Source organism: Stieleria neptunia (assembly GCF_007754155.1).
In the GTDB taxonomy this organism is placed as follows: Bacteria; Planctomycetota; Planctomycetia; order Pirellulales; family Pirellulaceae; genus Stieleria; species Stieleria neptunia.
In genome coordinates this window covers 2,174,578-2,200,489 of the sequence record NZ_CP037423.1, presented here as the reverse complement: position 1 = coordinate 2,200,489, position 25,912 = coordinate 2,174,578, and the positions used below count along the sequence as shown (strand labels likewise).

The 25,912-nt window shown below is 59.5% G+C and carries 19 protein-coding genes; 7 read left to right on the top strand and 12 right to left on the bottom strand.

Annotated features, from left to right (window positions below; genetic code table 11):
- Position 1: 1 nt before the first annotated feature.
- A complete protein-coding gene (locus tag Enr13x_RS07605; RefSeq protein ID WP_145385451.1) occupies positions 2-646 on the bottom strand; it encodes a hypothetical protein in 645 nt (214 codons plus the stop codon).
- A 558-nt stretch (positions 647-1,204) separates the two neighbouring features.
- Here Enr13x_RS07605 and Enr13x_RS07600 point away from each other — a divergent pair.
- The 3 genes from Enr13x_RS07600 to Enr13x_RS07590 all read left to right on the top strand — a co-directional run bounded on the left by Enr13x_RS07600 (position 1,205) and on the right by Enr13x_RS07590 (position 3,660).
- Positions 1,205-2,050: a dienelactone hydrolase family protein gene (locus Enr13x_RS07600; RefSeq protein ID WP_145385449.1), complete on the top strand. Its 846-nt coding sequence runs from the start codon at positions 1,205-1,207 to the stop codon at positions 2,048-2,050.
- Positions 2,051-2,068: 18 nt separating this feature from the next.
- Entirely contained in the window at positions 2,069-2,608 is a 540-nt protein-coding gene (locus Enr13x_RS07595) for an AlkZ-related protein (protein ID WP_145385447.1), read from the top strand.
- A 230-nt stretch (positions 2,609-2,838) separates the two neighbouring features.
- Positions 2,839-3,660 carry a hypothetical protein gene (locus Enr13x_RS07590; RefSeq protein ID WP_145385445.1) on the top strand — a complete coding sequence of 274 codons (822 nt, stop codon included), beginning with the start codon at positions 2,839-2,841 and terminating at the stop codon, positions 3,658-3,660.
- Between the two features lie 163 nt (positions 3,661-3,823).
- Here Enr13x_RS07590 and Enr13x_RS07585 read toward each other — a convergent pair whose 3' ends face one another.
- Complete coding sequence (locus Enr13x_RS07585; protein ID WP_145385443.1) at positions 3,824-4,414, bottom strand: heavy-metal-associated domain-containing protein; 591 nt, start codon at positions 4,412-4,414, stop codon at positions 3,824-3,826.
- A gap of 240 nt (positions 4,415-4,654) precedes the next feature.
- Positions 4,655-6,181, bottom strand: coding sequence for a glycoside hydrolase family protein (locus Enr13x_RS07580; RefSeq protein WP_231744149.1), 1,527 nt, complete (start codon positions 6,179-6,181; stop codon positions 4,655-4,657).
- A gap of 377 nt (positions 6,182-6,558) precedes the next feature.
- Between Enr13x_RS07580 and Enr13x_RS07575 the strand changes: the two genes are divergently transcribed.
- From Enr13x_RS07575 to Enr13x_RS07565, 3 genes are all read left to right on the top strand, one after another.
- Positions 6,559-6,951, top strand: coding sequence for a BlaI/MecI/CopY family transcriptional regulator (locus Enr13x_RS07575; protein ID WP_145385441.1), 393 nt, complete (start codon positions 6,559-6,561; stop codon positions 6,949-6,951).
- On the top strand, positions 6,944-9,577 hold the full coding sequence (locus tag Enr13x_RS07570) for a M56 family metallopeptidase (RefSeq protein ID WP_145385439.1): 2,634 nt from the start codon (positions 6,944-6,946) through the stop codon (positions 9,575-9,577). Before Enr13x_RS07575 ends, Enr13x_RS07570 begins: the two co-directional genes overlap by 8 nt.
- Before the next feature lie 275 nt (positions 9,578-9,852).
- A complete protein-coding gene (locus tag Enr13x_RS07565) occupies positions 9,853-10,872 on the top strand; it encodes an NAD(P)H-dependent flavin oxidoreductase (protein WP_145385438.1) in 1,020 nt (339 codons plus the stop codon).
- Here Enr13x_RS07565 and Enr13x_RS07560 read toward each other — a convergent pair.
- The 6 genes from Enr13x_RS07560 to Enr13x_RS07535 all read right to left on the bottom strand — a co-directional run bounded on the left by Enr13x_RS07560 (position 10,861) and on the right by Enr13x_RS07535 (position 22,466).
- Positions 10,861-12,081, bottom strand: a complete 1,221-nt coding sequence (locus Enr13x_RS07560; RefSeq protein WP_145385437.1) for a right-handed parallel beta-helix repeat-containing protein — start codon at positions 12,079-12,081, stop codon at positions 10,861-10,863. The genes Enr13x_RS07565 and Enr13x_RS07560 overlap by 12 nt on opposite strands.
- A gap of 14 nt (positions 12,082-12,095) precedes the next feature.
- The gene (locus Enr13x_RS07555; protein ID WP_145385436.1) at positions 12,096-13,733 is read right to left on the bottom strand and encodes a cation:proton antiporter domain-containing protein; all 1,638 of its coding nucleotides are present in this window, start codon (positions 13,731-13,733) and stop codon (positions 12,096-12,098) included.
- Positions 13,734-13,812: 79 nt separating this feature from the next.
- On the bottom strand, positions 13,813-15,762 hold the full coding sequence (locus Enr13x_RS07550) for an adenylate/guanylate cyclase domain-containing protein (protein WP_145385435.1): 1,950 nt from the start codon (positions 15,760-15,762) through the stop codon (positions 13,813-13,815).
- Positions 15,763-15,898: 136 nt separating this feature from the next.
- Entirely contained in the window at positions 15,899-17,515 is a 1,617-nt protein-coding gene (locus Enr13x_RS07545) for a PQQ-dependent sugar dehydrogenase (protein WP_145385434.1), read from the bottom strand.
- Between the two features lie 171 nt (positions 17,516-17,686).
- Positions 17,687-19,894, bottom strand: coding sequence for a hypothetical protein (locus Enr13x_RS07540; RefSeq protein ID WP_145385433.1), 2,208 nt, complete (start codon positions 19,892-19,894; stop codon positions 17,687-17,689).
- A 286-nt stretch (positions 19,895-20,180) separates the two neighbouring features.
- Positions 20,181-22,466 (bottom strand): hypothetical protein, encoded by a 2,286-nt coding sequence (locus Enr13x_RS07535; RefSeq protein ID WP_145385432.1) that lies wholly within the window; start codon positions 22,464-22,466, stop codon positions 20,181-20,183.
- Positions 22,467-22,849: 383 nt separating this feature from the next.
- Between Enr13x_RS07535 and pyk the strand changes: the two genes are divergently transcribed.
- Positions 22,850-24,289, top strand: a complete 1,440-nt coding sequence (gene pyk / locus Enr13x_RS07530; RefSeq protein ID WP_145385431.1) for a pyruvate kinase — start codon at positions 22,850-22,852, stop codon at positions 24,287-24,289.
- Between the two features lie 2 nt (positions 24,290-24,291).
- On the opposite strand, the gene Enr13x_RS07525 is transcribed toward pyk, so the two are convergent.
- The 3 genes from Enr13x_RS07525 to Enr13x_RS07515 form a co-directional block, all read right to left on the bottom strand.
- Positions 24,292-24,678, bottom strand: a complete 387-nt coding sequence (locus Enr13x_RS07525) for a hypothetical protein (protein ID WP_145385430.1) — start codon at positions 24,676-24,678, stop codon at positions 24,292-24,294.
- A gap of 260 nt (positions 24,679-24,938) precedes the next feature.
- Positions 24,939-25,418, bottom strand: coding sequence for a DUF6691 family protein (locus tag Enr13x_RS07520; protein WP_145385429.1), 480 nt, complete (start codon positions 25,416-25,418; stop codon positions 24,939-24,941).
- Between the two features lie 10 nt (positions 25,419-25,428).
- Positions 25,429-25,911 carry a YeeE/YedE family protein gene (locus tag Enr13x_RS07515; RefSeq protein ID WP_145385428.1) on the bottom strand — a complete coding sequence of 161 codons (483 nt, stop codon included), beginning with the start codon at positions 25,909-25,911 and terminating at the stop codon, positions 25,429-25,431.
- Between the last annotated feature and the right edge of the window lies 1 nt (position 25,912).

Sequence of the window (25,912 nt, the reverse complement as noted above, 5' to 3'; positions counted from 1 at the left end):
ATCACGCCATCGAAAACCTGGCATTGGGGACCAGATCTTCCAGGTCGGCGAGCACGTGGCGCAGATGCCGCTGTCGGATTTGTTTGCCCACATTCATGATGCTATTGGTGTCGCCCAGGTGCGGGCTGGCGGCGTGCGATTCGTCATGATGGTACCCGATCGCATGCAAAAATTCGTGGGGAATCGCGTTGTGGATTCCTGTCTTGCCCGCCACGTTCATCGGCTGGTAATCCTTGATGTCGGCCGTGTCCAAGTGAATGGTCAAACTGTTCGGCATGACCTTGCTTTGATACGTAAACGACTCACTGGTCGGATGAACCTTCTTTAGCAAGACGGTCCAGTGCCGATACTTTGCCAACCCACGACCGATGCTGAAGTCCACGCCGAGTGTGGTCGTAAACCCCCGATCGGTTGCGGTCATCCGAATCCGCGTGTTGCGGAACGCCTCGGCCAACAGCAGATTGAACACGTCGTGATAGAACTTCTTTTCACGTTCCACCCACGGCGTCGTCACTCCGGGGCCGAGCAGCCAGCGGTAGTACCAGCGGCTGACCAGGATCACCTTCGGGTACACCGAAAATGCGTCCAACTCGATCCGATACCAGGGCGTTTCTTTGGCAACCTCTTGAGAAATCGTGCGACTCATCTTTCACCTCACCCGTGACGCAATTTGGACTGCCTGCTACCTCTTTCGCGCGGACGCGATTCCCCTGTTATCGTGGCTACATCTCAATCGTGACGTGAAAAAGAGAAAAATGCTCTTGAAAACACGACACCTGACCAGAAGCATCCTGCTGTCCCAGCGGGCAACGCTATGAAGCATTTCTTTCCCATGTTATGCGAGGTTTTAGCGGCAGGGCGCGAGCGGGCTGTCCGTTTCGTGAACCGTGACGCGTAAGCGGCCGGGCACTCGGGCGCCCGCCCGAGGCCTTACGGCCAGCGGCTCACCAGTGACTCAGCAGATACCGACTCAATCGGCAGGGCGCAAGCCCTCCGGTTCCACCGCACCGGAGGGCTCCCGCCCTACCGCTAACAAAAAGTAACCCGCTTGGTTTCAACGTAGGTGGCATTGGGCGTCGGGGCTTGCTTCTTTTTCGGAATCCCTTGACGATCGATTCTGGCCGACGAACGATGGAAGCGGAGCCCGCTACACTGTTCTGCGAATCCGGTTTTCTCCACAGACAATCAACACTGAAGGCATTCCATGTGCGACCAAGATCACTTTGCAGAAGATCTCAAAAAATACTCACGCCGCGACCTCGGCACCCTGGCCGCCGGCGTCGGTGCGGCGATGATGCTGCCCCGCGCGGCGAACGCGGCCGAGGTGAATGAAAGCGACGTGACGATCACGACGCCCGACGGCGAGTGCGACGCGTACTTCGTGGCTCCAACGACGGACAAGCACGCCGCCGTACTGGTCTGGCCCGACATCTTTGGACTCCGACCGGCGTTTCGCCAGATGGGAAAACGGCTCGCCGAATCGGGTTACAGCGTGTTGGTCGTCAACCCGTTCTATCGAACCAAGCATGCGCCGACCGCGGCCGACGGTGCCAACACCCCGATTCCGGACGTGCGGCCGCTCGCACAGTCCTTGAATGCAACCACACAAACGACCGACGCCAAGGCGTTCATCGCGTGGTTGGACGCGCAGCCGCAGGTGGACACGACCAAAAAGATCGGCACCACCGGGTACTGCATGGGCGGACCGATCGTGATGCGCACCGCCGCGGCGGTGCCCGACCGCGTCGGCGCCGGCGGCACCTTTCACGGCGGTGGTCTGGTCACCGACAATCCGGACAGCCCCCACTTGCTGATTCCCCAGATGAAGGCACAGTTCTTGATCGCGATCGCCGAGAACGACGACCAACGCGACCCCGAGGCCAAGAACGTCCTGAAGAAATCGTTCGCCGATGCGAACCTGGCTGCCGAGATCGAGGTGTACCCGGCCGGGCACGGCTGGTGCCCACCGGACACGCGCGTGCACAACCGCGAGCAAGCGGAAAAGGCCTGGGGACGCATGCTCGCGCTTTTCGAGCGGGCACTTGGCTAGTGCTTTGTCACGACTGACATGATCAAGACCTTCGAACAAGCGTTTCAATTTATTCTCGAACAAAAGGTATGCACGGTGTTCGGCAGCAAGGGGTCGCCTTACCCTTCGCTGTGGGACAACACGGGGCTATCCGAGAAGAAACCCGAATCCGGTGGCTGGAGCCCGAAGGTCATGGCCGTTTGGGATTGGAAGACCCGAATCCCGCAAACCTATCCCGACGCGGTGTACTACGGAAAAGTCCCCGGCGGCGATGCCGTGCTGATGGAAATGCAGCACTTCCGCAACGTGCATTACCCGCGTGCGTTTCAGCCGGTCGGCGATTTGGATTCGTTGTCACAACAGGTTTATGAGTTCATCCGCTTGGAACCCAATTACACCGGGGCACTTCGCAAACAAGCGATCGCGCGGCTGGAGTGCACGAAGAGTCAATTCGACACGGCGCTCAAGAAGCTGCAAGTGAGCTTGAATATCGTTCGCTCGAATGAACCGAAGCATAAGAATGATTTCTGGCTGCCGATGGGTGAAGTGCATTTGGACATCGTGCAAGCACAGGGGTAGAAGCGGGTGGCATGCACAGCATGCCCTACGATTGCCGGGACATCATTCTGCCCCGTCTCGTTCTGCCCACTTTTTCCGCGGCATCGTCTTGCCCGATCGCTTTCTGATTTTTTCTCGGAAACATCCCGACGGCTGCTTCGCTTGGATCGGTGTCGAGGAGCGTGGTCGGGTGTTCCGATCGACGCCAAACGTAGATTCTCGGCACACCCTTTGTTTCGGGAGAAACTTCGATGGCTCGTTCCAAAAACCAAGCAGCGAAAAAACGACGGCTCGGACTTCAAAATCTGGAAACCCGCAAGTTGATGGCCGGGGACATCTCGGTCGATGTCGATATCTCCGGCAGCCGAATGGATGTCGAACTGACCGGCGACGGCGCGGCCAACGGCGTCGAAGTGCGACAGGTCAATGACATGCTTCGGATCACCGGTTTGACCCAAGGCGGTGCGCCGACGACGATCGAAGGTAACTCGGTGCAATACATTCCGACCAAGCAGTTCATTTCGGGATCGTGGAGAACGTTGGATGACCTGACCATCAAGCTTGGCGACGGCGACGACCAAGTCGTACTGCGTGACGTCAACATGCAACATCATTCACACAGCGACTTGAAGATCGAAACGGGACGCGGCCACGACCGAATCACCATGCTCGATGTCACCGTCCTCGACGACATCCACTTGCTCGATCACTCCTCTGATGACGGCAACGATTATTGGTGGATGCGCAACGTTGATGTCGGCGACCGACTGGATGCCGACATGGGGGACGGCGCGGACACCTTTGTCGCCTCCTACACCGACGCCCGAACCCTGGACATCGATAGCGGACGGCACAACGACTACGTCAGCCTGTTCGGCATCGACGTCGACAACCTCGACGTCGCACTCCGCAGCGGAAACGACACCCTGCGAATCGACGCATCCGCGGCCGATGATGCGGATCTGGATGGCGGCAGCAACCACGACAAGTTGGACGTCAACGGCACCGGCTACTACGCCAACTCGTTTGATGCCGTGCTCGCTTCGGAAAGCTTCGAAACGATTTACGATTGAGCGTGATCGGAGAGGCTGACGGTATCCCCTGGGGGCCGGTCACAGGTTTCACCGCGACTTGCTCCCAGCCTCTGCCCTACGCCGCGAATATTATTTAGCGGCAGGGCATTGCTTGGGAACGAGTCGGGAGAATCATTCGGCCCCGAATAATTCTGCCTTCCTTCTACTTGTCCGTGGATTTCGCGGCGGCCTTTTTCTTCCTTGCCGCGGCGGCTTCTTTTGCGGCTCCCTTGGCACGGACGTGGAAACCGGCTTTGTTCAACGCGTTGACGACAGCCAGTCCATCAAACTCGCCTTCGATCACCAGTGTTTTCGATTTCGGCTTGGCGGTGTCCGCCTGGACGCCGTCGACCGTCGCCAGCGCCGCTTTGATGGCCTTGTTGCAGCCGCCGCAGCAGTTGTGGACTCCGACCAATTCCAGACGTTTCGTGACGCCTGCCTTGACCCCACTGTTGTCTTGCATTTTCAGTTTGGCGTGATCGGTCTCGCCATGAAACCCAGCCCGCCCGATCGCTCCGATCGCCTTGCGAGCCGTTTTTTGATCGGCTGCGGTGACGACGGCCGAACCGCTCTTCTGATCGGCCTTGACGGATGCACCTTCGACTTTCTCCAGGGCGCCTTCGACGGCTTTCACGCAGGCCCCGCAGCAAAGGTGCATCTTGGAGACTTTGACCGTGACTTCGGCATGCGCCAGCGGATTGGCAAGCAGCACGATGGCTGCACCGAACGCGAGTGAAATCATTCGTTTGTTCATCGGGGTTTCCGGGTGTGGGGAATCAAAGAAATCGGCGTCGCTAAAACTCAACGGGATATTCTACATCGAATCCGACCCCACGGGCGGTGCCACGTGCTTTGGCTCTGAAAGTGTGAGCCCCACGGGCGACGGCCCGGAAGGGCCATCGTACATCAGAAAAGCGATCGCCTTAAGCTGGACGGTCTCTTTAGGCTGGACACCAACGCTGATGCCCGTACCTTTCGTATCGGGCACATTCGATCAGGGCGATGCGACGTCGCCGAACTGGAATGCGTACAGATCGGCGTCTTTCATGACGAAGCGGAGGCGCACGGGGCGGCCGGCGAGGGCGGACACGTCGCTGCCGGATTTCCACGCCACGACGCGTTCGATTTCGTTGCCGATCTGCTCGCGCGATTCGGCAAGCGTGTAGCCCGGGATCGGCTTGCCGGAGGCGTCTTGGATCTCCACGCGAATGCCGCCGGCGGCGGAGGTGGCGAAGTTGAGTGCCAGTTGTGATCCGGAAAACGTCAACGGCTTGGTGACCAACGCGCCGCCATGGTAATCGGCTCGGGCCGATGCGAACCCGTCCAGTCGCATCGAATAGCGGCGCAAATGGGCCGTCGGTTGCGCGTAGTCCTGGTTCACGTACAACGACATCTCCGTCGGTCCGGTTTGCACGACGTTCAACGCCGGGTAGTTCGTCCGCGAGACCCAATTGTGTGCCCCGATCCCAGGACGCACGAAACTGCTCAGGAAGGTGCGGTCGTACACTTCGCTTCCCGGTCGCGACGTCATCAGGATCGCATCGGAGGTGTCTTTGAAGTAACGCGGATTGACGTGGATCGCCTGGGCTTGCTCGTCGCTCAAGACCTGTCGCCCCGGCATGAAACGCGCCGCGATCGAGACATACAAATGTGGGGCGCGAAAATACGGATGCGTTTGGTTTGTGTACAAGTGCTCGATCGGTGACTCACCGCCGCGATGACGATACCCCATCAGCACCGGCGCCGACCACTCGACGAAATCGTCGCTCACCGAACGCGCGATGCGACGGATCTTGTCGTGGAAGACCCGGAAATAACAGACGTATTGTTGTTCCGCCGCCGACCAAAACGCCAGGTTTTGTGAGTCGAAGAAGTGCGGATAGGGCACCCGGTCGCTGGAGATCACGGGTTGCTCGCGAAGCCGGCGCCAATGCGTGCCGTCGGCAGAAACCCAGGCGATCAGCCCGCTCTTGACGGTCCCGCCGAGTGCCTTATAACGCTGGTCGGCCGGAATGCCCTCGCGCGTGTCCAACATCGGGCAGAAGTTGTGCGTGACCGGTGCGGCGTCGGCCAGCACCACGTTGTTCTCACGCGTCCCCTTGACCTCGAACAGACCGAGGTTCGGTTTGGTCCAAACGATCCCGTCGGTCGACTCCGCATAGCAGGTCGTCTCGGAGCGGTTGCCATCCTGGCCGGCGACGCCGAGGCCACGGTAATACAGACGCAATCGATCGCCGTCGCGAATCACGGTCGCGTAAGCGCTGAATCCGCCTTCCCACGGTTTGTCAAACGCCAGCACCTGGCCTTCATCGCGCGGACGATGCATCACCAAGTCGACATCGTCGCGCGTTTCGACCAAGGCTTCGTCGACAAACAGCTCACGCCGGGATCCGATCGGCTGGGCCTCCGCTGATGGCCCGCCGGCAAAGCTGGGGTAGCGAACGGATCCGGACGCAACGACAAGCGTTGAGGCCGCGGTCGACAGCATCCAACGACGACGAGACAGCAATTTCGGGTTCATGGTAACTCCTGGTAGTGATATCGAGTGATCCGGCAGTTTACTCGCTACGGCGCTGTCGAAGTTGTTTGAATCGGTGACAGGCAACCGTTGGTGTTTTGCCTTGAGGCGATTCCCGGTCGCTGCGACGCAGCTCCACGCCGCAATCAGGCTGAAACTCCACCACGATTTGCCCAACCGCGTGGAGCTCTGACCCACATCAGTCGAACTGAACAACGACGTGCACCACCGAGCAGAGGAAGCAAATATCGACATTTGCTTCCGCTGCGTGGGCCGCGGTATGAATCGAAGGCATGAAAAAACGGGAATGTCCTTGACCGACCATGCAAACCTGCTAGTTTTACTGCACATGCAGTAAAACCAGCACATGGGGAGGCGTTATGGCAAAGCAGACACTCAATCTCAGTCGCCGTGAACGACAATTGATCGAAGCGCTCTATCGACTCGAAGAAGCCAGCGTGGCGGATGTACGAGACGCAATCGACGATCCGCCTAGCTATTCATCGGTACGAGCCATGCTCACCGAATTAGTCCGGAAGAAGAAGATCGCTTATCGACGTGACGGAAAGCGTTATTTGTACCGCCCGAAAGCCGCCAGAGAGAAAGTCGCCAAAGGCATGTTGAACAACTTGGTTGCGAACTTCTTCAGAGGACGCGCAAGTGAAGCCATTTGTGCACTGCTGGAAGATGACGCGACACAATTGTCCGCGGAAGACATTGTCCGCATCAAAGAGCAGATCAAACAAGCGGAAGCGGAGTTAACCGATGAATAAAGTACATTCGCAATGGATCGATTTCATTGTTCATCTGGCGACTGGTTCGACGATCGTCCTGGCTTTCGGATTGCTTGCGATCCTGGCTCTTCGCAGGCAATCGTCGGCAACCAAGCATTTAGTTGGTAGCCTCGCCTGCGTCACGCTACTGTTGTTGCCTTTTTGTGTGGCGGTATTGCCAAGTTGGCGTCTGGGGATTGTGAAAGGAGTGTCGGTACAGGCATCGCAAACACAAACTCCTGCTGCCAATGCGTCCACGTCTTCATCGAAAACGAGATCATCTCAAACCATCCATGGGGTACACAGCGAGCTGAACTCAAATGACGTCGCAGCAGTCGTGCCGGGACTCGAGGCCGAGTCATCTTCCATCAAGGATCCGCCGCCGTTTTCGTTCTACGTACTGGGACTCTACGTGTTGGGTGTCGCTTACGGATTTCAGCGACTGCTCACGGGGCACCTGTTGGCTCGCAGGTTAACCTGGAAATCGCGAGCCGTTGAGGATGCTTGGATGATGGCTGTCGGAATAAACGATCTTGGATGGATGGATCTCAATCGAGTGCGGGTGCGAATCTCCCAGGATATATCGGTACCCATGGTTACCGGCATCGTTCGGCCGACAATTTTGTTGCCTGAGTCAGTGACGAGTTGGTCGGACGAACAACTTCACTCGGCCATGGCCCACGAAATGGCTCACGTTGAACGCCACGATTTGGCGATGCAATTACTGGCATCGGTCGCAGCGATTCTCTACTGGCCTCAGCCACTGATGCGTTTGCTTCAATGGTGCATGCGAATCGACCGCGAGATCGCTTGTGATGACAAGGCCCTTCGCGGTTGCCCCAAACGCACGGATTACGCTCGCCATTTGCTAGACTTTGCCAGGCAACTTCGTGAGCGGAATCGAGATCTCGCCGGAGCGTTAGCGATGGCACGCGAATCGAATGTTGAGCGACGAATCATCGCAGTCCTTTCCGGCACTCGTCGGCGATCACCGCCAGCATCACGATCGGTTGCATTCATGTTGATGGCCTCGCTTTTCTGCCTGCTGGGTTCCGCCCTGGTCAGCCCCTTCTCCGACGGCGGCATTTCGAACGCGGCCGCCCAGGAAAGTCAATCGGAAGATTGGGCGGACGAATCTGTCGCCAGTGGGGACCACAAGTCTGACTCTCACGACAACATTCACGTTCTGTATGGTCGCGTACTGACTCCGGACGGCCAGCCCGCCGCTGGTGCAGTTGTTACCTACCCGCCGCGGGCGTTCCAATCTGTCGCCATTGAAACCGTGGCAGACGCTGAGGGCAAATTTGCGCTCTCGGTCCCGAAGCGGAGCTACCACTCACCGATTGTTGCCAAATTCCAAAGCGAGCGTCTGTTGGGATGTTCGGAGGCGTTCACCATTGACGAACCGGACGCGCCCAATGTTCGGCGAAACATGGGTGATCTTCTCCTGAAACCCGCCAAGCGAATTCGCGTGCAAATCTTCGATAGCAACCGATCCCCAGTTGAGAAAGCTGCGATTTTTATTCAGGGGCACGACTGTACAGTCGATCAAACAGTGAGCGATGAACACGGCCAAGCAGAACTGCTCTACCCCGACGGATTTCCGCTTCAGGCCATTGGAGCCTTAAAGGCGCAACTTGGATGCGACTACTTGAATTTTGAAGTCCCCGGCAAAGCACATCATCGGGATCTTCAGCAGGGGTATGAAGGTGACATTGAGATGCACTTCAATGGCATTCGAATGGCGACCGTCAAAGTGATTGATTCCAACGATCATCCGGTGGAGGGGATTCGGCTTGATCCTTGGTACATTCAGAAACCAGACCGCAGCGGAACCTGGAACCATCCGATGCTTGATGCGTTTTCGCGAACGACAGACAAAGAGGGCGTCGCCGTTTTTGACATGTTTCCATCCGATCAACTAAAGGGAATGCAAATCTGGCCCCGTCTGACGCGGCCAGATTGGTTTGTGATCGGCACTCAATTCCATGGAATGTCCAATGGATCTGCGTACGTCGAATGGGAGCGAGGTGATTCGGCTACCGTCCGCATCGCGCCTAAGGTGCGCGTTAGAGGCCGCGTTATTCTTCCGAATGGCAAACCAGCGGCGAACGTTCATGTCGTGGCGTCGGGCGGCATCTCCTATGGGCTGCTTTTCAACGAAACTGCATTGAGCGACGAAAAGGGCAAATGGGAGATGCTGGTCAAACCGAGCGCATACTACTTATTTGTAGTTCAGGATGAGCACTACAGCGCCGCTGCGCACGAAGGAGTCTTCGTGCCGAGCGAAGGTAAAGCGGAAGAGCTTCGATTTGAACTTGAACCAGCCCGCCGAGTGTTCGGGAAGATAGCAGGCCCCATCAACGAAAGTACGAGAGTCATGCTTCAGCAACGGTCCACTCGATTTGACAAGCGAGTCTCTCATCCAATTCAGCCTAGTGAGGTGAACCAATTTTACCACCGGCCCCCAGCAGCGATTCGGCAATTTTCAAAGAGGGTTAACGCGGACGGCACCTACGAATTCAAAGTGGGACCTGGCGATTATTCCATTTGGGGCCCTGGCCAAAACGTCAAAAGTTTTAGAATCGCGGATGAACTCGAAAAAGAGTTTAATTTCGAGCTGTAGAATCCGTTTCTCGGGATACGTAAGCAACGCTCGGTCAATAAGTGACGCATTTCGTAGTGGACGAGGTTACGAGTCCCGTGCGCCAGTGATTGATCGCTCGCTGCTAAACGTAGGGAATCAAACGCTTTCCACACGTCGTCAGGGGTGATCACCAACATGCAGATCAGGGTATAAAATGGGGCTGTCGCGTCACGGTGTGAGACGAACGTTATCGAATTCGCTCCAGCGGTCACGTGAATGGTCAACCGGCATGAACTTGGGAGAACAATCCATCGATGTCCCCCCCTTCGCTTCAGACGCCGCTTTGCGAGGTCCTCGAATGTCGCTACCCGATTTTGCAGGCGGGCATGGGAGGCGTGGCACGGGCGGAATTGGTGGCCGCGGTTTCCAATGCCGGCGCCTTCGGCTGTCTGGGGATGGTCCGCGAATCGCCGCAGCGGATCACGCAACAGATCAACGAAGTTCGATCGTTGACCGAAATGCCCTTCGGTGTCAATTTAATTCCCGCGGCAACGGATCCGGAACTGTTTCGCGTCGAACTCGATGCCTGCGTGCAGGCCGGTGTGCACACGATGGTTTTCTTTTGGGATGTCGTCGCGGATGCGATCAAGCGTGCCAAGCAGGCCGGGTGCCGAGTCGTTTATCAGGTCGGCGATGTCGAACAGGCGATCAAAGCGGAAGCGGCGGGAGCCGACGTGATCGTCGCTCAGGGAGTGGAAGCCGGTGGGCATGTTCATGGGACGGTGACGTCGCTGGTGCTGTTGCCGCGGATCGTCGACGCCGTCGCGATTCCGGTGGTCGGGTCGGGCGGTTTCGCCAGCGGGCGCAGCTTGGTCGCCGCGCTGGCTTTGGGAGCGCAGGGGATTCATTGTGGCACAGCGTTGCTGGCCACGCAGGAGTCGTTCGCCCATGACGTCCATAAGCAAACGATCGTCCAGGCTGACGCTGACGACACGCTACACACCGACGCGTTTGCGATCAATTGGCCGCCCCACTCTGCCGTCCGTGTGATCAAAAGTGAAAGCACTGCGAAGTACGAGCAGCAGCCCTTTGGACACAGCGCCGACGCGATGCCGCGAGAACAGGTCGCCGAAGAAGAAGGCCGTCCGGTGTACTTGATGAGTACAGATTCGCCGTTGAAATCGATGACCGGCGAACTGGACCGACTGGCGATGTTCGGCGGCCAGGTCGCCGGACAAGTCACCGCAATCGACTCGGCGGCAACCGTGATCCGGCGGATCGTCGACGAAGCCGAGGCGGTGATCGATGGTTTTGCCCGATCGCTACTTGACTGAGACCGTGAACCTGGCGACGCACTCCGAACGTGGCAAGAATTTCCAGGCGGGGTTTTGCTCCAGCGGCGGCAGGCTGGGAGCGGCGTGGCTGACGGAGCTCCAAGACGCCGCGATGGCCGACGATCCGTCCACCGCGCCGAGTCCACGATTTGCTTTCGCGGTCAGAGCATTCAAGCGTTCGACCCGCACGGCCAAACCGTCGGCCCGCCCCATCAAGGTGTTGCCCAAGACCTCGATGCCCGCGCCGGCCGATCCGCCGCCAATCAAACGCAGCGCCGGATCGCCCGTGGCCACGACATGGTTGCCTTCGATCCGCAGGTTGTCGGGGATCGCCCCCTGGTGCTGGCGAGAATAGATGCCGCAGCCCTTGGCGTGGGCGATGAAGTTGTTTCGCAGGATCGCATCGGCGGCGGCTTGGATTCCGTGGTCGCCGGTGTTCCAGATCACGTTGCCTTCGATCACGTTGCGCGGTTGACCATTGGTGCCGTAAACCGTGATTCCCGGATACTTGGTGTCATGGATTACGTTGGCGACGATTCGATTGCCAAAACTTCCCTGCTTGATTTCGATGCCGTCGCCTTGGCTGATGTTCGGGCCGTTCAAGTCGTGGATGTAGTTGTGCTCGATCAGCGAATCGCAAAACACGCCTTTCCCATCGTTGGCGCCCAAGTAGAACGCTTCACCGTGACCGGCGGTGTGATGAATGTGGTTTCGGCGAAGCGTGATGCGACGATAGACCGTCCTTTCGTGATTGCAGGTCACGGCGACGCCACCAATGTGGTGGAGGTGGAGATCCTGGAGAACCAGATCGCTCGACGGGGTCCCGCTGGCGTCGGGCCCGATGCGAATTCCCGCCGCGCCGCCGGTGATCTCCAGTCCGCTCACGACGAGGTGTTGGCAGCCTTCCAGATTCATCGAGTTCTGTTTCGCGTCGGGGCGACGCAACAGGACCCGTTCACCCTCGGCGGCTCGAATGAGGATCGGGTTGCCGGGGTCGCCACGGTGTCGCAGCACCAACCGTCGCGCGTCCGAGTAGACGCCGCCGCGGAAGACCAGTTCGTCACCGGGTTTCAAGGAGTCACCGGCAAGAATCGCGAACCAATCGTCACCCGGCCCGACCCGGATCACTTCGGCAGACACGGCTGCCGTTGAACCGAAGCTGAACAGCAGCGACGCGATGAAAATGAGTCGTCGGGATCTGATATTCATGATTGGCAGAGGGGTCAGGGTCGCTGGATCGAGAGTGCCTGTTCCATCTGATTGAGTTCCCGCAGCAAGGCCAGCGAGGCTTCGGTTTCTTCGGTCACCACAACGTCGGCGCCGACACGGCGCAGTTTGGCGGCGCTGGCCTGGTAACGGCAGCGGACCAGGAGTTTGCCGTCGGGGTTGACCTTGCGGATCGCACGGACCACACGGAGGGCCACTTGATCGTCCGGCACACAGACGACAACGACGCCGGCATGGGGAACACCGGCAAGCTCCAGGATACTGCTGTCGCCGGCATCCCCGGCAACCGTCCGGAATCCGAGTTGGGAAAACGGGTGCAGATTCACGGGGCTGAGATCCACCAAACAAACATCTTGCCCCGTGGTTTCCAGTTGGGACGCGATCCGAGAACCGATCGGGCCGGCACCGATGACGGTGGCCAGCCGCGTCGTGGCCGCTGCGGAATCGGACTTGCGGGGTGTTTCGACGTCGATGGTTTCGTCTTGCACCAACCGCAGTCCCGTCTTCATCAACAGGGGCGTCAGGATCAGTGACCCGACGGCGATCGCGACGACACGTTGATAATCGATCTCGCGAATCGCGCCCGACTCGACTCCCAGCAAGATCAAGACGAACGCGAATTCACCGACATGAGCCAGTCCGATCCCCATCCCGAACGCACGTTGCAGCGGCATGCCGGTCCATTGCAACGCCAACGTACCCGCCAGCGTTTTCAAGACGATGACTCCCACCAGTGCGGTCCCCATCACAAGCGGTTCTTGCCAAAACAGGACGGGGTCAAAAATCAATCCGAGTCCGACAAAGAACACGGCGGCAAACGTTTCGCGGAACGGCAGCACCAACGCATCGATCTGCTTGGTCCAGCGGTTGCCGTTGAAAATCAACCCGGCGGCGAACGCGCCCACCGCCGGCGGCAGGGCGACCGCATGGGCAGCCAACGTCACGCCGCCGAGCGAAACAATCGTGAACAAGATCACCAGCTCGGGACTTCGGTAGCCCGCCAGCAACGGGATCAACCAATTGGACAAAAAGTAACGCAGCGCGATCACGGCCAACACGAACAGCAACGAAACGGCGGCCAATGCCAGATACTGACCCAAACTCGGCGCGTCGCCCTCTCCGGTCAACAGTGGGACCAGCAACAACAACGGTATCAAGGCCGCGTCTTGGAACAGCAGAATGCCGATGGCGCTTTGACCGTGCGGCCGTTGGGATTGTCCCCACTCGGTGAGCGCTTTGAACACCAAGACCGTGGAGCTGAACGCGACGGCCGAGGCAATCAGGACGGCCGATTGCCAACGCATCCCCAATGCGACCAAGATCCCGACGACGGGGAGGGCCACCAACGACATCTGCGTCGCGCCGCCGATGAAAAGTTTTTTGCCCAAGCGTTGCAGGTCGTCGAGCGAAAACTCAAGCCCGATCGAAAACAGCAGCAGAAACACACCGGCTTCGGTGAAGTGTTCCAGTTGGTGGGATTCATCACGCACCCAACCGAGAACGCCCTGGCCGAGCAGCGCGCCAACCACCAGATAGCCGATCAACACCGACGCTTGAAGCCACCTGCAAATCAATCCGGCAAGCAGCCCCGCGGCCAAGATGAACAGCAAGTCGTGAATGAGCGTTTGCGTCATCGTGTTCCGCAGGTGATAAAGGACTCGACCCGATGCGTCGTGCCGGATCTTACCAGTGGGACAAGCGATCGCAACGTGTTTACTTTTTCGTCAGTGTCAAAATGCCGTCAAAGTCCTTCGAAGGCTCATTCAATTGGGCGCGGGCACGCTCCAGTAGATCGCGACTGGGGCGGTCTTGTGGGTAATCGATCAGCAGCGTTTCGATGCATTCGGCCGATGCCTCGAAGCGACCGCGTTCAAACCCATCAAGCGCCTGTTCGTATTCGACTTTCAGCCGCCGCCAATTCTCATCGGCGTGGAGCGTGATTTCGTACACGTTGATGTTGTCTTCGATTCCGACGACGGACAGCTTGGCCAGCCGGCGGCATTGATCGGTGCATCCGGCCGACCGCACCGTTGACTCGCCGGCCAAACAGGCCACACCAAGTTGCTTGGTCGCCGACTGCAAGCGAGAGCTGAGATTGACGGTGTTGCCCAACGGGCCGTACTGGAACTTTTGCCGCGAGCCGACGTTGCCGACCAGCGCCGGGCCGGTGTTGATCCCGACGCCGGCTCCGAATTTTTGTGGCAAGACATCGTTCCACCGCTGACGCAGCCTCTCGATCGCTCCCAACATCGACTTGGCGCAGGCGATGGCGCGGTTCGCATGGTCGCGTTGGTCGCCGGGAGCCCCCCACATCGCGAACACTTCATCGCCCATGTAGTTGACCAACACGCCGTCGGAATCGATGACGCACTGGCTGAGCTCGGTCATCACGTCGTTGATCCACTCGATCGCTTTCCGGGGTCCGAGTTTCTCCGTCACGCTGCTGAACTTGCGAATGTCACAAAACAATGCCGTCACGTCGATCTCTTTCGCTTCCATCAGTTGCGGATCGGAGACCAATTGGTCGGCCACTTTGGGCGAGAAGAACTCGGCCAAGGAGTTACGAATGCGCTCTTGATTGCGACGCGCCAATCCGCCGGCCAACGCCCCGGCCAGAATTTCGATCAGCGTCGCTTCCATGTCGCTGATGCCGGTGGTGAACGATCCGCCGGCGCAGATGGTTCGATCGCCGTAGATGACACCGATCACTTGATGTTCGGCATTCAGAATGGGCGACGCGACGGCGCACTGCACACTCTGCAGCGACGGGGCGAATCGATCGGCGTCATCATCTGCAGCGTTGGCGCCGGCAGCGTTCGCCCCGGCGGGGTTCGCGTCGGCGGAGTTCGATCCGCCCATCCATCCGGTCTTGGGCTGGTGGATGACGGTCAAACAGGTCTCGCGGACACGTTTCAGCAGCGTCGTGCTGATCGGACCGCGATCGTTGCCCGGCGATGCTTCACCGCGGCTGTAGTGCGCGACCTGGAACCAGCCGCTTTCCGGCTCTGACTCGACGGGTAACTTGTCGGATTCGGCCGCTTCGCCGCGGAGCAAGACGACGGTTCGATCCAGATCCACCATCTCGGCCGCCGCGCTGGCACACTTTTGAAAGAACGCGTTGCTGCCGACCGATTCCTGGACGACTTGCAAGGCGAGCTGGAGCATCTTGTTGACCTCCTGGCCTTCGGACTGGGCGAATTGCCCGATCGCGGCGGTGTGCTCGACGTAACCCTGCCCGCCGGGCACCAGCGGCAGACTTTCCAGGCTTCGATAGCTGGCCGATCCCATCCCCGACGCATCGACCGCTTCGATCCGCAGGGTCAGTCGTCCGCCCAATTCGACCAGTGCTTCGTCGTCAAATCGGCGCGTGTCTCCCGGCGGGATTTCTTGATCACCGACGATCACCACGGGACAGTGCTCGTGCAGATTCTTGATCTCAAAGGCAAACGCTTCGGCCGGACAGACTTCCATCCACTGTCGCGACATCTCCTTTTGCCGCACATCGGCGACAATCAAACGCGTCTCGGTTGGCGTCCGATGCAAGGCGACCGGAGGCGGATCTCCCTTGCGTGGATCGCGTCGGCCGACCACCACCGACTGGTCCACGTGCACCTCGTTGATCCGCAATCCGGCATGGAAGGTGGCAAGACGAAGGTGAGACATGGGAAAAGGTTGGTCAAAAAATGGGTGGGGCAAAAAATGGGTGGGGCACGATGGATCACGCGGGTGTGATGGTGATGCGGTGGTCTTTCATCGTTTGACCACTCCATGTTTTGACCCTGTTTCCAGCTTACTGCATCTACCGGCGACTGATCCGCAGCAGCGATCCACTGTCGCGTTGGAATTTATCGTCGACGACCCAGGCGTTTCGCAGCAGGACATACAGTGCCCCGTCAGCGGAAAAACGCAGATCCACCGGTCGCCTGAGTCCGCTGGCAAACGTCTCGGCCGGCCCTCCGTTGCGGGCGTCGATGCTGTGGATCCAGCCGTGCACAAAGTCTGCGAAGAGATAGCGGCCGGCCAGTTCGGTGCCCGCAGTATCGGGGGCGAAGTCGCCACCGGCGATCGAGGCTTCGCGGTAGTGGTGGATCGGTCCGGTGTAGCCGTGTCGGTCGGTTGGTCCGTGGTCGATGTCGGGCCAGCCGTAGTTCGATCCCGCGATCCCGGGGTTGATTTCTTCAAATTTCCCACCCACGTCGTTGATCAACATGCGACCGGTCGATCGATCGATGGCGAAGGTGTAGGGATTGCGGCAACCGAGTGCCCAGATGGCTCGGTACTTGCCTTCGGTTTGGCCGACGAAGGGGTTGTCCGGCGGGATCGATCCGTCCTCCATCAGGCACAAGATTTTGCCCTGCAAGGCCTTCATGTTTTGTGCGGGTTGCTTCGCCGTCTGTTCGCCGATGCTGACATACAGTTTTCGGTCGGGGCCGAAGTGCACCGCGCCGCCTTGATGCCCGGCCGGGACGTTGCCCCCAAATTGACTCTGGTCGTCGCCGCGGAGCAAAATGTCTTCACTGCTCCGGTCCGCGACATCGCCGCGAACGCGAAAGCGGCTGACGCGGTGATGCGTGAACGGTTGTTTGGCGACGTAGCAAACGTACAACCAATTCGTTGCGGGAAAATCGGGGTGGACCGTGACGCCGATCAAGCCGCGTTCCCAGTGATGTTCGACGTCCAGCGTGAGCATCGGTTGCTCCAGCAGCTGGCCATCCTTGACGACTCTTAGATGGCCGTCTTGTTCGCACACCAGGACACGGCCATCGTCAAGCACTTCCATCGCGGTCGCACCGGAGAGTCCGGTGACCAGCGTCTGGATCTGGTATCCGTCGGGGATTTGGATGGGCCCGCGGGTCGCGGAGCCGAATTTGTCGCCGACGCCGGTGCGAAGGGTTTCCAAATAGGCGATCAGGTCGGTGAATTGCTGCTTCGACAACTCCTTGGCCAGGTTGTCAGGCATCGTCGACGTGGAGCTTGGTTTGATCGATTCGATGTCACCGCGGGCGATCTTCCACTGTTTGCCCGCCGAATCGTTCAACAGCACAGACTGTTTGTCTTCCCGCGTGATGACACCCGAATGGATCTCCCCGGAGGTTGTCAACACGACGCTGGTCTGATAGCCCTGGACAATCTGCCGAGACGGTTCCAGCAACGATTCGATCAAGTGGATGCGATCGAACTTGCCTCCGATCTTAGACAGATCCGGGCCGACCGTGCCGCCCGATCGGCCGACTTGATGACACGCCAGGCAACGGGTGGTGCGTTCGTCGTCAAAGAGTTGTTTGCCGCGGGTCGCATCGCCCGGGTGCGTCATCGCGTGCCGGGCAAGTTCCGATGCGGAGGGTTGGTCGGCAGGGGAATCCGCCGACGCGATCGCGATGACGAGGCCGAAGCTGGCGAGCACGAGACGTTGCATCGATGATTCCGTGAAAAGTAAATTCGCCGCAGCAGCGTCGACACGCTACGGAAATGAATATACGAAATCAGACGAAGCGACGCGATCACTTTTCAGCCGTCGGAGAGGCTTGCCGGCCAATCGATTCTGACCTGACAGGCGGGAAGCCTCTCCCACGTCGCGATTGAGCCTCTACCGGCGGCCGCGGGATTGTCTCGCCGAATCGGCCAGCGACTCGGGGATCCAGGGTGTGCCGGCGCGGAAGACGCGTTGGTGGTACATCGCCAAGGAACGCAGTGCGTGGCCTTTGGGACCGATGCTCCAATCATGATCCAGATCGGAGCCCATCGAGCGGAGCAGAAAAGCGACGGCCGCGACCAGACGACGGTCTTGCAGTTGATCGTCCGGCGTGACGGTCAGCAACCATTCGACGATGTGACCGGTCGTTTGGACCTTTCGATCGACGTTTCCGTTGTCGGCTCGGCCGTCGAACCAATTGGTGCTCATCGAACCGTCGCGGTTTTGGAGCGAATACGCATAGTTGACGAAGTCATCGGTAAAGATCTCGGCGCGTTTCCACTGGCCCGTGATCGGTTTGCCTTCGGCGCGTCGTTTCCGCAGGGCGTGCGTGTACCCCATCAGCCGATGCGTGCCGCCGCAGGCGCTGCCGACGATCGGTTGCTTGAGTTCTTCTTCGATCAGTCGCTCAAAATCCCAGCGTGTTCCATCGTCGGCGACCCACCGGCTGTCGGTGTCGAGATAGTGTGATAGTCCGATCAGCGTGAACGTCAATTCTTCGCCCGCCTTGCAGGCACGCTTTTCGGATTCGATCAACGCCGTGACATCGTATTTCATCTTGCCGGCGTACAAGGGGTAGTCGGTGGGAACGTTGCACATGCCCAGCACGGCCAGAAACTGGCCCTGGTGACCTTGCAGTCCGACGCCGCTTTTGGCTTGGATTCCGTTGGCGTCGTGGGTCAGCAGACGTTGGCCACGACAATTGTTGTTGCCGGCGATCCAGGCGATCGTGCTGAAGTGTTGACGTCCGACGGCCACTTTGGTGTCCGCGCCGAAAACCATCATCGAGTGCATCATGCCCCAATTGCTGCGTCCGGTCGCGATCTCTGGCCGTTGGTAAAAATAGGTCAGGATCCGCTCGATCCCGCGGCGCATGTTCTTGACCGTTGGCGTCGGAGTGATTTCCGCGGCGGGGCGACCGCTGTAGTCGAGGACTTGAGAGTCGCCCGGTTGCAAGTCGCCGATCGATGCCGACGCACCGGGGTCGTCTGCAGATTTCCGGTCGACGCTCTGCCGGGACGGCTTCGCGGATTCTTCTTTCGCCGCTTCGTCCTTGGTCGCTTCTTTCTTCACCGCGGCCGCGGTGCTTTCGACGAGGTTGGTCAGCGGCTTTCGCTTGGGCAGCGGTTGGGCGGTGTCGTTGGCAGGTCGCCCCTGCGTCGCGTTGAGTGACGTGGCGGGCTCGTCGTCCCCGCCGTCGGCCGGAGTGTTCGCGTCCGGCGGTGGCAGCAACGGCAGCTCACTGGCCGGAACCGCGCGCGTCGAGTCGACGGCAGACTTCGCTTCTCCCAGAGACATCGATCGAGACGGTGACACGTACTGCGACTGGGGCTGCGATTGGGGCTGCGATCGGTCGCGTTTGGAAAAATCATCCCGCGACGGCTGTGTCGGCGCCAGCCGCGTCGTCGGCGCCGGCTCCGTCGTCGCTTCCACGACCGGCGGGCTCGATTTGGCAACGGGATCACGCCGATTGGCAACGGGATCACGCAGAGGCGAAACGCGATTGATCGCGTCGCGGGCGACCCAGCCGCCTTCGGTCACGGCGGCACTCGATCCGCGGGTGGGCTGCGCGGGATCCCTGTCTTGGGATGCATCCGGCTGCGTCGGCAACGCACCGCTGGCGTGCGACGATCGATGCGCGTCGGCGTTGTCCAGTTCCACGTCGCCCGGCGTCGGGATCGACGGGGCTGCGGGTTTGATCGCGGGCAGGCTGGGCAGGGCACCACGGAAACGATCCAATGGCCCCGAAGCGGGCGTCGCGGGAATTGTTTTGGACGCCGACGGAGCCACCGTGTCGTCGCCCGCAGCGGCGGCCGATTCACGCGCCGCAGCCGCCGTGGTGCTTCCGGGCCGCTTGGTCCAAGCGGTCTCGGCAGGCAACACCTCGGTCGCGGCGTCGGGCTGCACGGAATTGGATGGCGCGGCATCCGCTGCCGTGACATTGGCCGGTGCCGTCAACTGAATGGCTCCGTCGGCCGTTGCGACTCCGGCCCAGCCGAGCGCCAGTCCGGCGGTCAATCCGACAACCGCGGCGCGCAGCTGTCGCCGTTTGACGAACTTGTGGGGGGTATTCAGGTGACTTCTAGTTGGGCGGGTCGGCACAAGCGGGCTCCATCGAAAGCAGAGGGTTAGTGTCTGCTATCGGAAGCAATTCGCTTGGAATTCACCTAGAAACGCACGTCGGATGGGCGAAGAAAATCTCCGCGAGGTGGGGAATTTATGCGGGCGGGTTGACTGCCAATTGCGGGAAAATCTCCATTCCGACTCAAGGCCTTGTGCGTCGTCAACTTTTAAGCTGAGGGTGCCGCGGAAAAGGGGTCAGGTACCAAAAATGCGAAGCACCCTGCGGGCCATTTGTTTTTTGGTACCTGACCCCTTTTCCGCTCGACTAGTTTCGTCGCAGCGTGGCAGCGGGATGCTGTTGCTGGAACCGCTGCTGCCCCTGTGCCGTGACGGTGTCGGCGTTGACATAAACGTTTTTCAGATGTTTCAAATCATCCAATTCGGCCAACCCGTCATCGCTGATGGGGGTTCCGTACAGCCACAACCATTCGAGTTGTTTGAGCTTTCCGATCGCCGGCATGGCGGCATCGTCCAGATTCGATTTCGCCACCCCCAGTTGCTTGAGATCGGGGCAGGCCTCGGCGAGTGCGGCCATGGCGCCGTCGGCGATTCGTGCATTGCTCAGGTGCAATCGTTCCAGTTTTAGTGTGCTCAGGTGTTCGAGGTCCGCCGCCTGGACCACGTTGCCTTCGAGACGGAGTTCGGTCAGCCCGGGCAGCTCGCGTACGAACCGTAAAACCCCGCTATCGAGTTGGGGATTGTCGCGTAGCGTCAGGTGCGTCAGTGACTTGAGTTTGGCGATGCCGTCGAGCGCCTGGTTGGTGATCTGGGGGCAGTTGCCGAAGCTCAGCGTGTCGAGTTGCTGCTTGTTGCACATTCCCGTGATCAACGCTTGCACGCCGGCGTCGGTCAATGGGGCTTTTTGAATCCAAAGTTTGGAAAGCGACGGGATGGCAAGGATCGCGTCTTTGCAACCGTCGGTGAGTTGGTCGGAAGTGACGGTCAATGATTGCAGGTGCCGATGCGCTTTGAGCGCGGCAAGTCCTTGATCGGTGACGGCATCGGAATCGATAACCAGACCTTTGATCGGCAACGTGGCGATCATCTGGACCTGTTGATCGTTGCTGTTGATGCGGGTCATGTAGACGGTGTGGACGTCCTTCTCCTGTCGCAACTGTTTGAGCGTGGCGTCGGTCAGTGCGGTTCGCAGGTGGACATTCTTTTTGTCGATCGCCGTCGTGACGCTGTAGGCTTTGGCGGGCGTGAATCCCGGCGAATCGATTTTCACGGTGCGTAGATTGGGAAGCAACTCTTTGAGCCGATCGGCGCCGGGCTGGGTGACATTGGTTGCGCGAAGACGAAGGTATCGCAGGTTGTTGAGTTTTTTCAGATGCAACAGCCCTTCGTCACTGATCGGCGAATCGGAAAGGGTCAAGTACTTCAGTTCCGTCGCCGAACCGAGACATTTCATCCCGGCGTCGGTGACTGGCGTTTGATAGGTCGACAACGAATGCAGGTCCATTCGCCCGAGATGTTGCCAGCCGGCGAGTGTCAATTCGGGCGACTGCATCAGGGACAGATACGTGGCGGTTTTGATTCGGGCCAGATGCTCGCACTGCGAGTCCGTCACGCCGGTCGCGGACAGGTGCAGTTTTGTCAGTTGAGCTAAGCGGTTGACGACGTCGACCAAGTGCTCGGTCACTTGCTTTGTCGAGAGCGTAAAGGAAGTGAGGCGTTGCAGTTCACCCATCGCTTGCAAACGCTCGGCGTCGATCGGAGAGAGCCAGGAGAGTGACGTGAGACCTTTGACGGCTTTGAGTCCTCGGATACCGTCTGCGGTGATCTGGTTGTCGAGCAGGTGCAGTCCGGTGAGCGAGGGAAGATGCTGGAGCTGTGCCAGTCCCGCATCGGTCACCGCGGTTCCGCCGAAGGACACGTCCGTCAGCTGTTTACAATCAAACAGATGCTTCAGGCCACCGTCGGTGATGCCGTTGCCGGACAGGCTGACTCGGCGCAGTCGGGGAAGAAACTTGAGCCAGAACAGGTCCTCGTCTCGACTGATTCGGAGGTAGTAAACTTCTCCGCGGGTGGATCGCTGGACGCGGACCCCGGCGGCGACCAGCGCTTCCACGGCCAGCTCTTCTTTCGTCATCCTCAATCGTTTGGATTCCGACGCGGCCAGTTTGGCGACTCGCTTGGTGTCGTCCGCCGCGAGCCGGTCGAGCGCCAGCAGGGCCGCTTCGGTGCATGCACTATCTCGGGTGATTTCCGCGAGCGCGCGGACGCATCGTTCGGCGACGTTGAAATCGTCCACCCCGGCGGCATGTTCCAAACCTGCGATCGCGTCTTTGCCGCATCCGATCAAGTACAGATAGGCCGCTTGCCGGCGCGAGAATTTGGTGTCGGACAGTCGCTCAATGGCCGCTTCGATCGACTGTTCATCGGCGCCGCGTGACTCCGACGACACGATCGGCCGCTCCGAACGTTGATCTTGCCGGGGCAGGACCTCTTGCTGGGGCAGGGCATCTTGCTGGGCCCGGGCCGTCGAGGCGGCGACCCCGCTGACCAAAAATGCTGCGATCACCGTGACAGAGCGAAGCCTACGAGTCATCGAACCAACCCTAGAAAAGATTTCTGCAAAACCAGACGCTCACGCGCTCATGCCAGACTCCATCCATTACACCGACCAGTTTAACCGATCGGCGGGATGGTTTGCCCGTCGTGGCCATGCTTCGCTGGATTTCTACGCCTCGGACCACCAGGCCTTGGCAGATGTTCAGACGACCGTGCCGCCGGGGAGCGTTCCGACGCAGGGAGAGCGGCCATTGAGACTTGCTGCAGTTTTTTCGATTTTCAATGTCGTGCAGGTGCACGCTAACGCGCCTGCATGGCCGCGATTTCGCCATCGTTTGGATCCGTGTTGCATCGGACGACGCGTGCGCCACACTGTCACTGGTCTCGACGCACGTCCTGCATGAATGGATTGGGTTCACCATGGCTGATCTACCACGCCCCTTTCGGCACACCAAGATTATCGCGACGATCGGTCCGGCAACCGAGACACTTGAGAAGCTGGAGGCCCTGATCGAGGCCGGTGTCGACATCATCCGGCTGAACATGGCCCACGGCAGCGTGGAGTGGGTGGGGGAGATCATCGCCCGGATTCGCCAGGCCTCGCACCACGTGGGGCGTCAGGTCGCCATCATGATGGACGTCAAAGGCCCCGAGGTTCGCACCGGGCCGGTCGATGCCCCGATCACTCTCAAGTCCGGGGACCGGTTGGAATTGCACACGCAGCCGTTTCAGGTCGTCGACGATGGCGTGCATCGCGTCTCGGTCAACTACCCCGACCTGCCGGCCGATGTCGAAGTCGGCGCGACCGTCTTGATCGACAGCGGACTGCTACGAACCAAGGTGCTGGAGAAGACCGACGATTCGGTGGTCTTGGAAGTGATCACGCCCGGGTCACTCGGGTCACGTCGTCACATCAACTTGCCGGGCACGCGGATCAATTTGCCCGCCCTGACCAACAAAGACGAAACGGATCTGCGCGCCGGGGTGGCCGCCGGGTTGGACTTCGTCGCACTTTCGTTCGTACGCCAGGCCGCCGACATCGTCACCTTGCAAACGTTTCTCGATGAACTCGATAGCTGCGCCAAAATCATCGCCAAAATCGAAGACCAGGCGGGCGTGGAAAACATGGAGGAAATCATTCGAGAATCCGATGGCGTGATGGTCGCACGCGGTGACCTGGGAATCGAGATCGAGTACCACAAATTACCCCTGGTCCAAACCCAACTGGTCAACGCCTGCCAGGTCCAGGGTAAACCGGTGATCATCGCGACGCATCTGCTGGAATCGATGATCCAGTCTCCGATCCCCACCCGCGCCGAAATCTCCGATGTTTCCAATGCCATCCGAGAACAAGCCGACGCGATCATGCTGTCCGGTGAAACAACCGTCGGGGCTTACCCCCTCGAAGCGGTCGAGGTGCTCAAGAACATCGTGGAGAGCATTGAGCCTTCGGTCGATGGCCAAATCAACCGACGCATTCAGCTTCACACGCCCAAGGCCAAGATGCTCCGTTCGGCAGTGGTGTTGGCCAAGGAACTCGGTCGCGCCGGCGTCGTCGTGTTCACCCGGAGCGGATTCCTGGCCTATGTGCTCGGCGCGATGCGCGCCCAAGAGGTTCCGATCTACGCGTTCACGGACATTCCGTCGACGTTCCATCAATTGATGTTACCCTGGGGCGTCGAGCCTTTTCTGATGGACTTCTCCGATGACCCCGAACAAACCATTCAAAATGCGTTGGCACAACTGAAAGCAAAGGGTTGGGCGACTCGCGGCGAATGGCTGGTCGTGATCACCAACGCGTTGGCCGACGACAAGATCATCGACACGCTTCAATTGCGGCAGGTCAACGGAGAGGCGTGAGGTCAGCGTCGAAGCATCGCTTCCAACTCCGCCAACGCGTTCTTGGCTCGATTCAATCCGCCCACGGATTTGACAAATTGCATCGCCAGGGTCATGTGATCCGCGGTCGTGTCCGCCGCTGCATCCTGTTCACGCTCCGATGGCAACTGTGCCGCCATCGAGACACCCAGACTGGGGCTGAACTGATCGCCGGCCCCGGCAGCCTGATCGGCGACCGCGTCGGCGGCGTTGACCAAATCATGATGGACTTGTTCAACCGTTGCCGCCGACGTCTTGATGCGAAAACGTTTTTCAACCGCGTCGACGACGTCGACGTAATCCATCGCCCCGCCTTCGGCGATCACTCGCTTGATCGCTTCGATTTCCGATAACTCACTCGATTGCGCCATCTGCCCGTTCCTCCGCTTGAGTTCAGTGAAACCTGCACAGTTGGCGAGCGCCCTCCGTTGGGGGTGCAGGCAGTGGGGGTGCACACACACTGTTGGGGTGCGCACAGTTGAGCCGCACACAGGGGCAAACTCCGTGCCGGAACGGGCCAGATCGAACGCCACGTCGCACAGACCACTCCCAACGATCGCACGACCGTCGCGGAGCCACGCGAAAACGCGCCCTATCGCACACCGGGTGTGCTAGACACGCCCACATGCGGTCAATGCGGCAGCTTGGGTTTCAGGGCCGCATAGCCGAACATGCCCAACAGCGCGCCGACCAGCGTGAACAGCGCCATCCACTGACCGCCTCCGATTTGCGCATAGATCGGCCCCGGGCAGGCGCCCGTGATCGCCCAACCGGCGCCAAACAACATGCCACCGATGACGACGCCGGTGTGATACGGTTTGGGCGAGTACCGGATCGGCCTTCCTTCGATCGACGTGATCTGGAATCGTTTGATGATCAGCATCGAAACCATCGCGACCACGATGGCCGTCACGATGATCAAGTACATGTGGGCTTCACGAAACAGAAACATGTCGTGAATGCGTTGCCAGTGGGCCACTTCGCTCTTGCTGAACAGGATGCCCAAGTAGACGCCCATCAGCAGCACCATCAGGTAGGCGGCCGGCGACGTCGCTTGTTTGGTTTGCTCGCGCGGTGGTGGATCGCTTGTTTGAGTCGTTGTTTCCATCATGATCTCCGAATTAAAACAGCAGCCCGCCGAGTCCCCAGGTCACGGCCAACCCGCCGGCAAAGAAACAGACCGTCGCCAGCAGGCTGGGCCAATTCAAATTGGAAATGCCGGTGATCGAATGGCCCGACGTGCAACCGCCCGCGTAGCGCGTTCCGAACCCGATCAGGAATCCGCCGACGAGTAACTTGATCGCCCCCGAAACGCTTTCCATCGACGCCGGCAGAAAGGGTTTCGGATCCGCGGACAGAAACTCCGTGGCGAGGAAGGCCCCGATCGCGATCCCGAGAGCGAACACGATCGTCCACAGATTGGCTTTGCGGTCAAACTTGGCCAGGTACTCCAGTTTGCTGTGGGGGGAACACAGCGCACCGATCTCCTGCAGACTGGTCGAAATGCCGAACGCCTTACCGGCCAGCAGGTACAACAGCGGAACCGTCAAACCGATCAAGATTCCCGAGAGCCACCAGGGCCAGGGTTGCATCAGCCATTGCATG

Bases quoted from the DNA above. Each gene is read 5' to 3' on its own strand.
- Enr13x_RS07595 (WP_145385447.1), top strand. From the start codon at position 2,069: ATGATCAAGACCTTCGAACAAGCGTTTCAATTTATTCTCGAACAAAAG.
- pyk (WP_145385431.1), top strand. From the start codon at position 22,850: ATGGCTGATCTACCACGCCCCTTTCGGCACACCAAGATTATCGCGACG.
- Enr13x_RS07570 (WP_145385439.1), top strand. From the start codon at position 6,944: ATGAATAAAGTACATTCGCAATGGATCGATTTCATTGTTCATCTGGCG.
- Enr13x_RS07525 (WP_145385430.1), bottom strand. From the start codon at position 24,678: ATGGCGCAATCGAGTGAGTTATCGGAAATCGAAGCGATCAAGCGAGTG.
- Enr13x_RS07555 (WP_145385436.1), bottom strand. From the start codon at position 13,733: ATGACGCAAACGCTCATTCACGACTTGCTGTTCATCTTGGCCGCGGGG.
- Enr13x_RS07515 (WP_145385428.1), bottom strand. From the start codon at position 25,911: ATGCAATGGCTGATGCAACCCTGGCCCTGGTGGCTCTCGGGAATCTTG.
- Enr13x_RS07575 (WP_145385441.1), top strand. From the start codon at position 6,559: ATGGCAAAGCAGACACTCAATCTCAGTCGCCGTGAACGACAATTGATC.
- Enr13x_RS07605 (WP_145385451.1), bottom strand. From the start codon at position 646: ATGAGTCGCACGATTTCTCAAGAGGTTGCCAAAGAAACGCCCTGGTAT.
- Enr13x_RS07560 (WP_145385437.1), bottom strand. From the start codon at position 12,081: ATGAATATCAGATCCCGACGACTCATTTTCATCGCGTCGCTGCTGTTC.
- Enr13x_RS07550 (WP_145385435.1), bottom strand. From the start codon at position 15,762: ATGTCTCACCTTCGTCTTGCCACCTTCCATGCCGGATTGCGGATCAAC.
- Enr13x_RS07600 (WP_145385449.1), top strand. From the start codon at position 1,205: ATGTGCGACCAAGATCACTTTGCAGAAGATCTCAAAAAATACTCACGC.
- Enr13x_RS07545 (WP_145385434.1), bottom strand. From the start codon at position 17,515: ATGCAACGTCTCGTGCTCGCCAGCTTCGGCCTCGTCATCGCGATCGCG.
- Enr13x_RS07535 (WP_145385432.1), bottom strand. From the start codon at position 22,466: ATGACTCGTAGGCTTCGCTCTGTCACGGTGATCGCAGCATTTTTGGTC.
- Enr13x_RS07590 (WP_145385445.1), top strand. From the start codon at position 2,839: ATGGCTCGTTCCAAAAACCAAGCAGCGAAAAAACGACGGCTCGGACTT.
- Enr13x_RS07580 (WP_231744149.1), bottom strand. From the start codon at position 6,181: ATGAACCCGAAATTGCTGTCTCGTCGTCGTTGGATGCTGTCGACCGCG.
- Enr13x_RS07520 (WP_145385429.1), bottom strand. From the start codon at position 25,418: ATGATGGAAACAACGACTCAAACAAGCGATCCACCACCGCGCGAGCAA.
- Enr13x_RS07585 (WP_145385443.1), bottom strand. From the start codon at position 4,414: ATGAACAAACGAATGATTTCACTCGCGTTCGGTGCAGCCATCGTGCTG.
- Enr13x_RS07565 (WP_145385438.1), top strand. From the start codon at position 9,853: ATGTCCCCCCCTTCGCTTCAGACGCCGCTTTGCGAGGTCCTCGAATGT.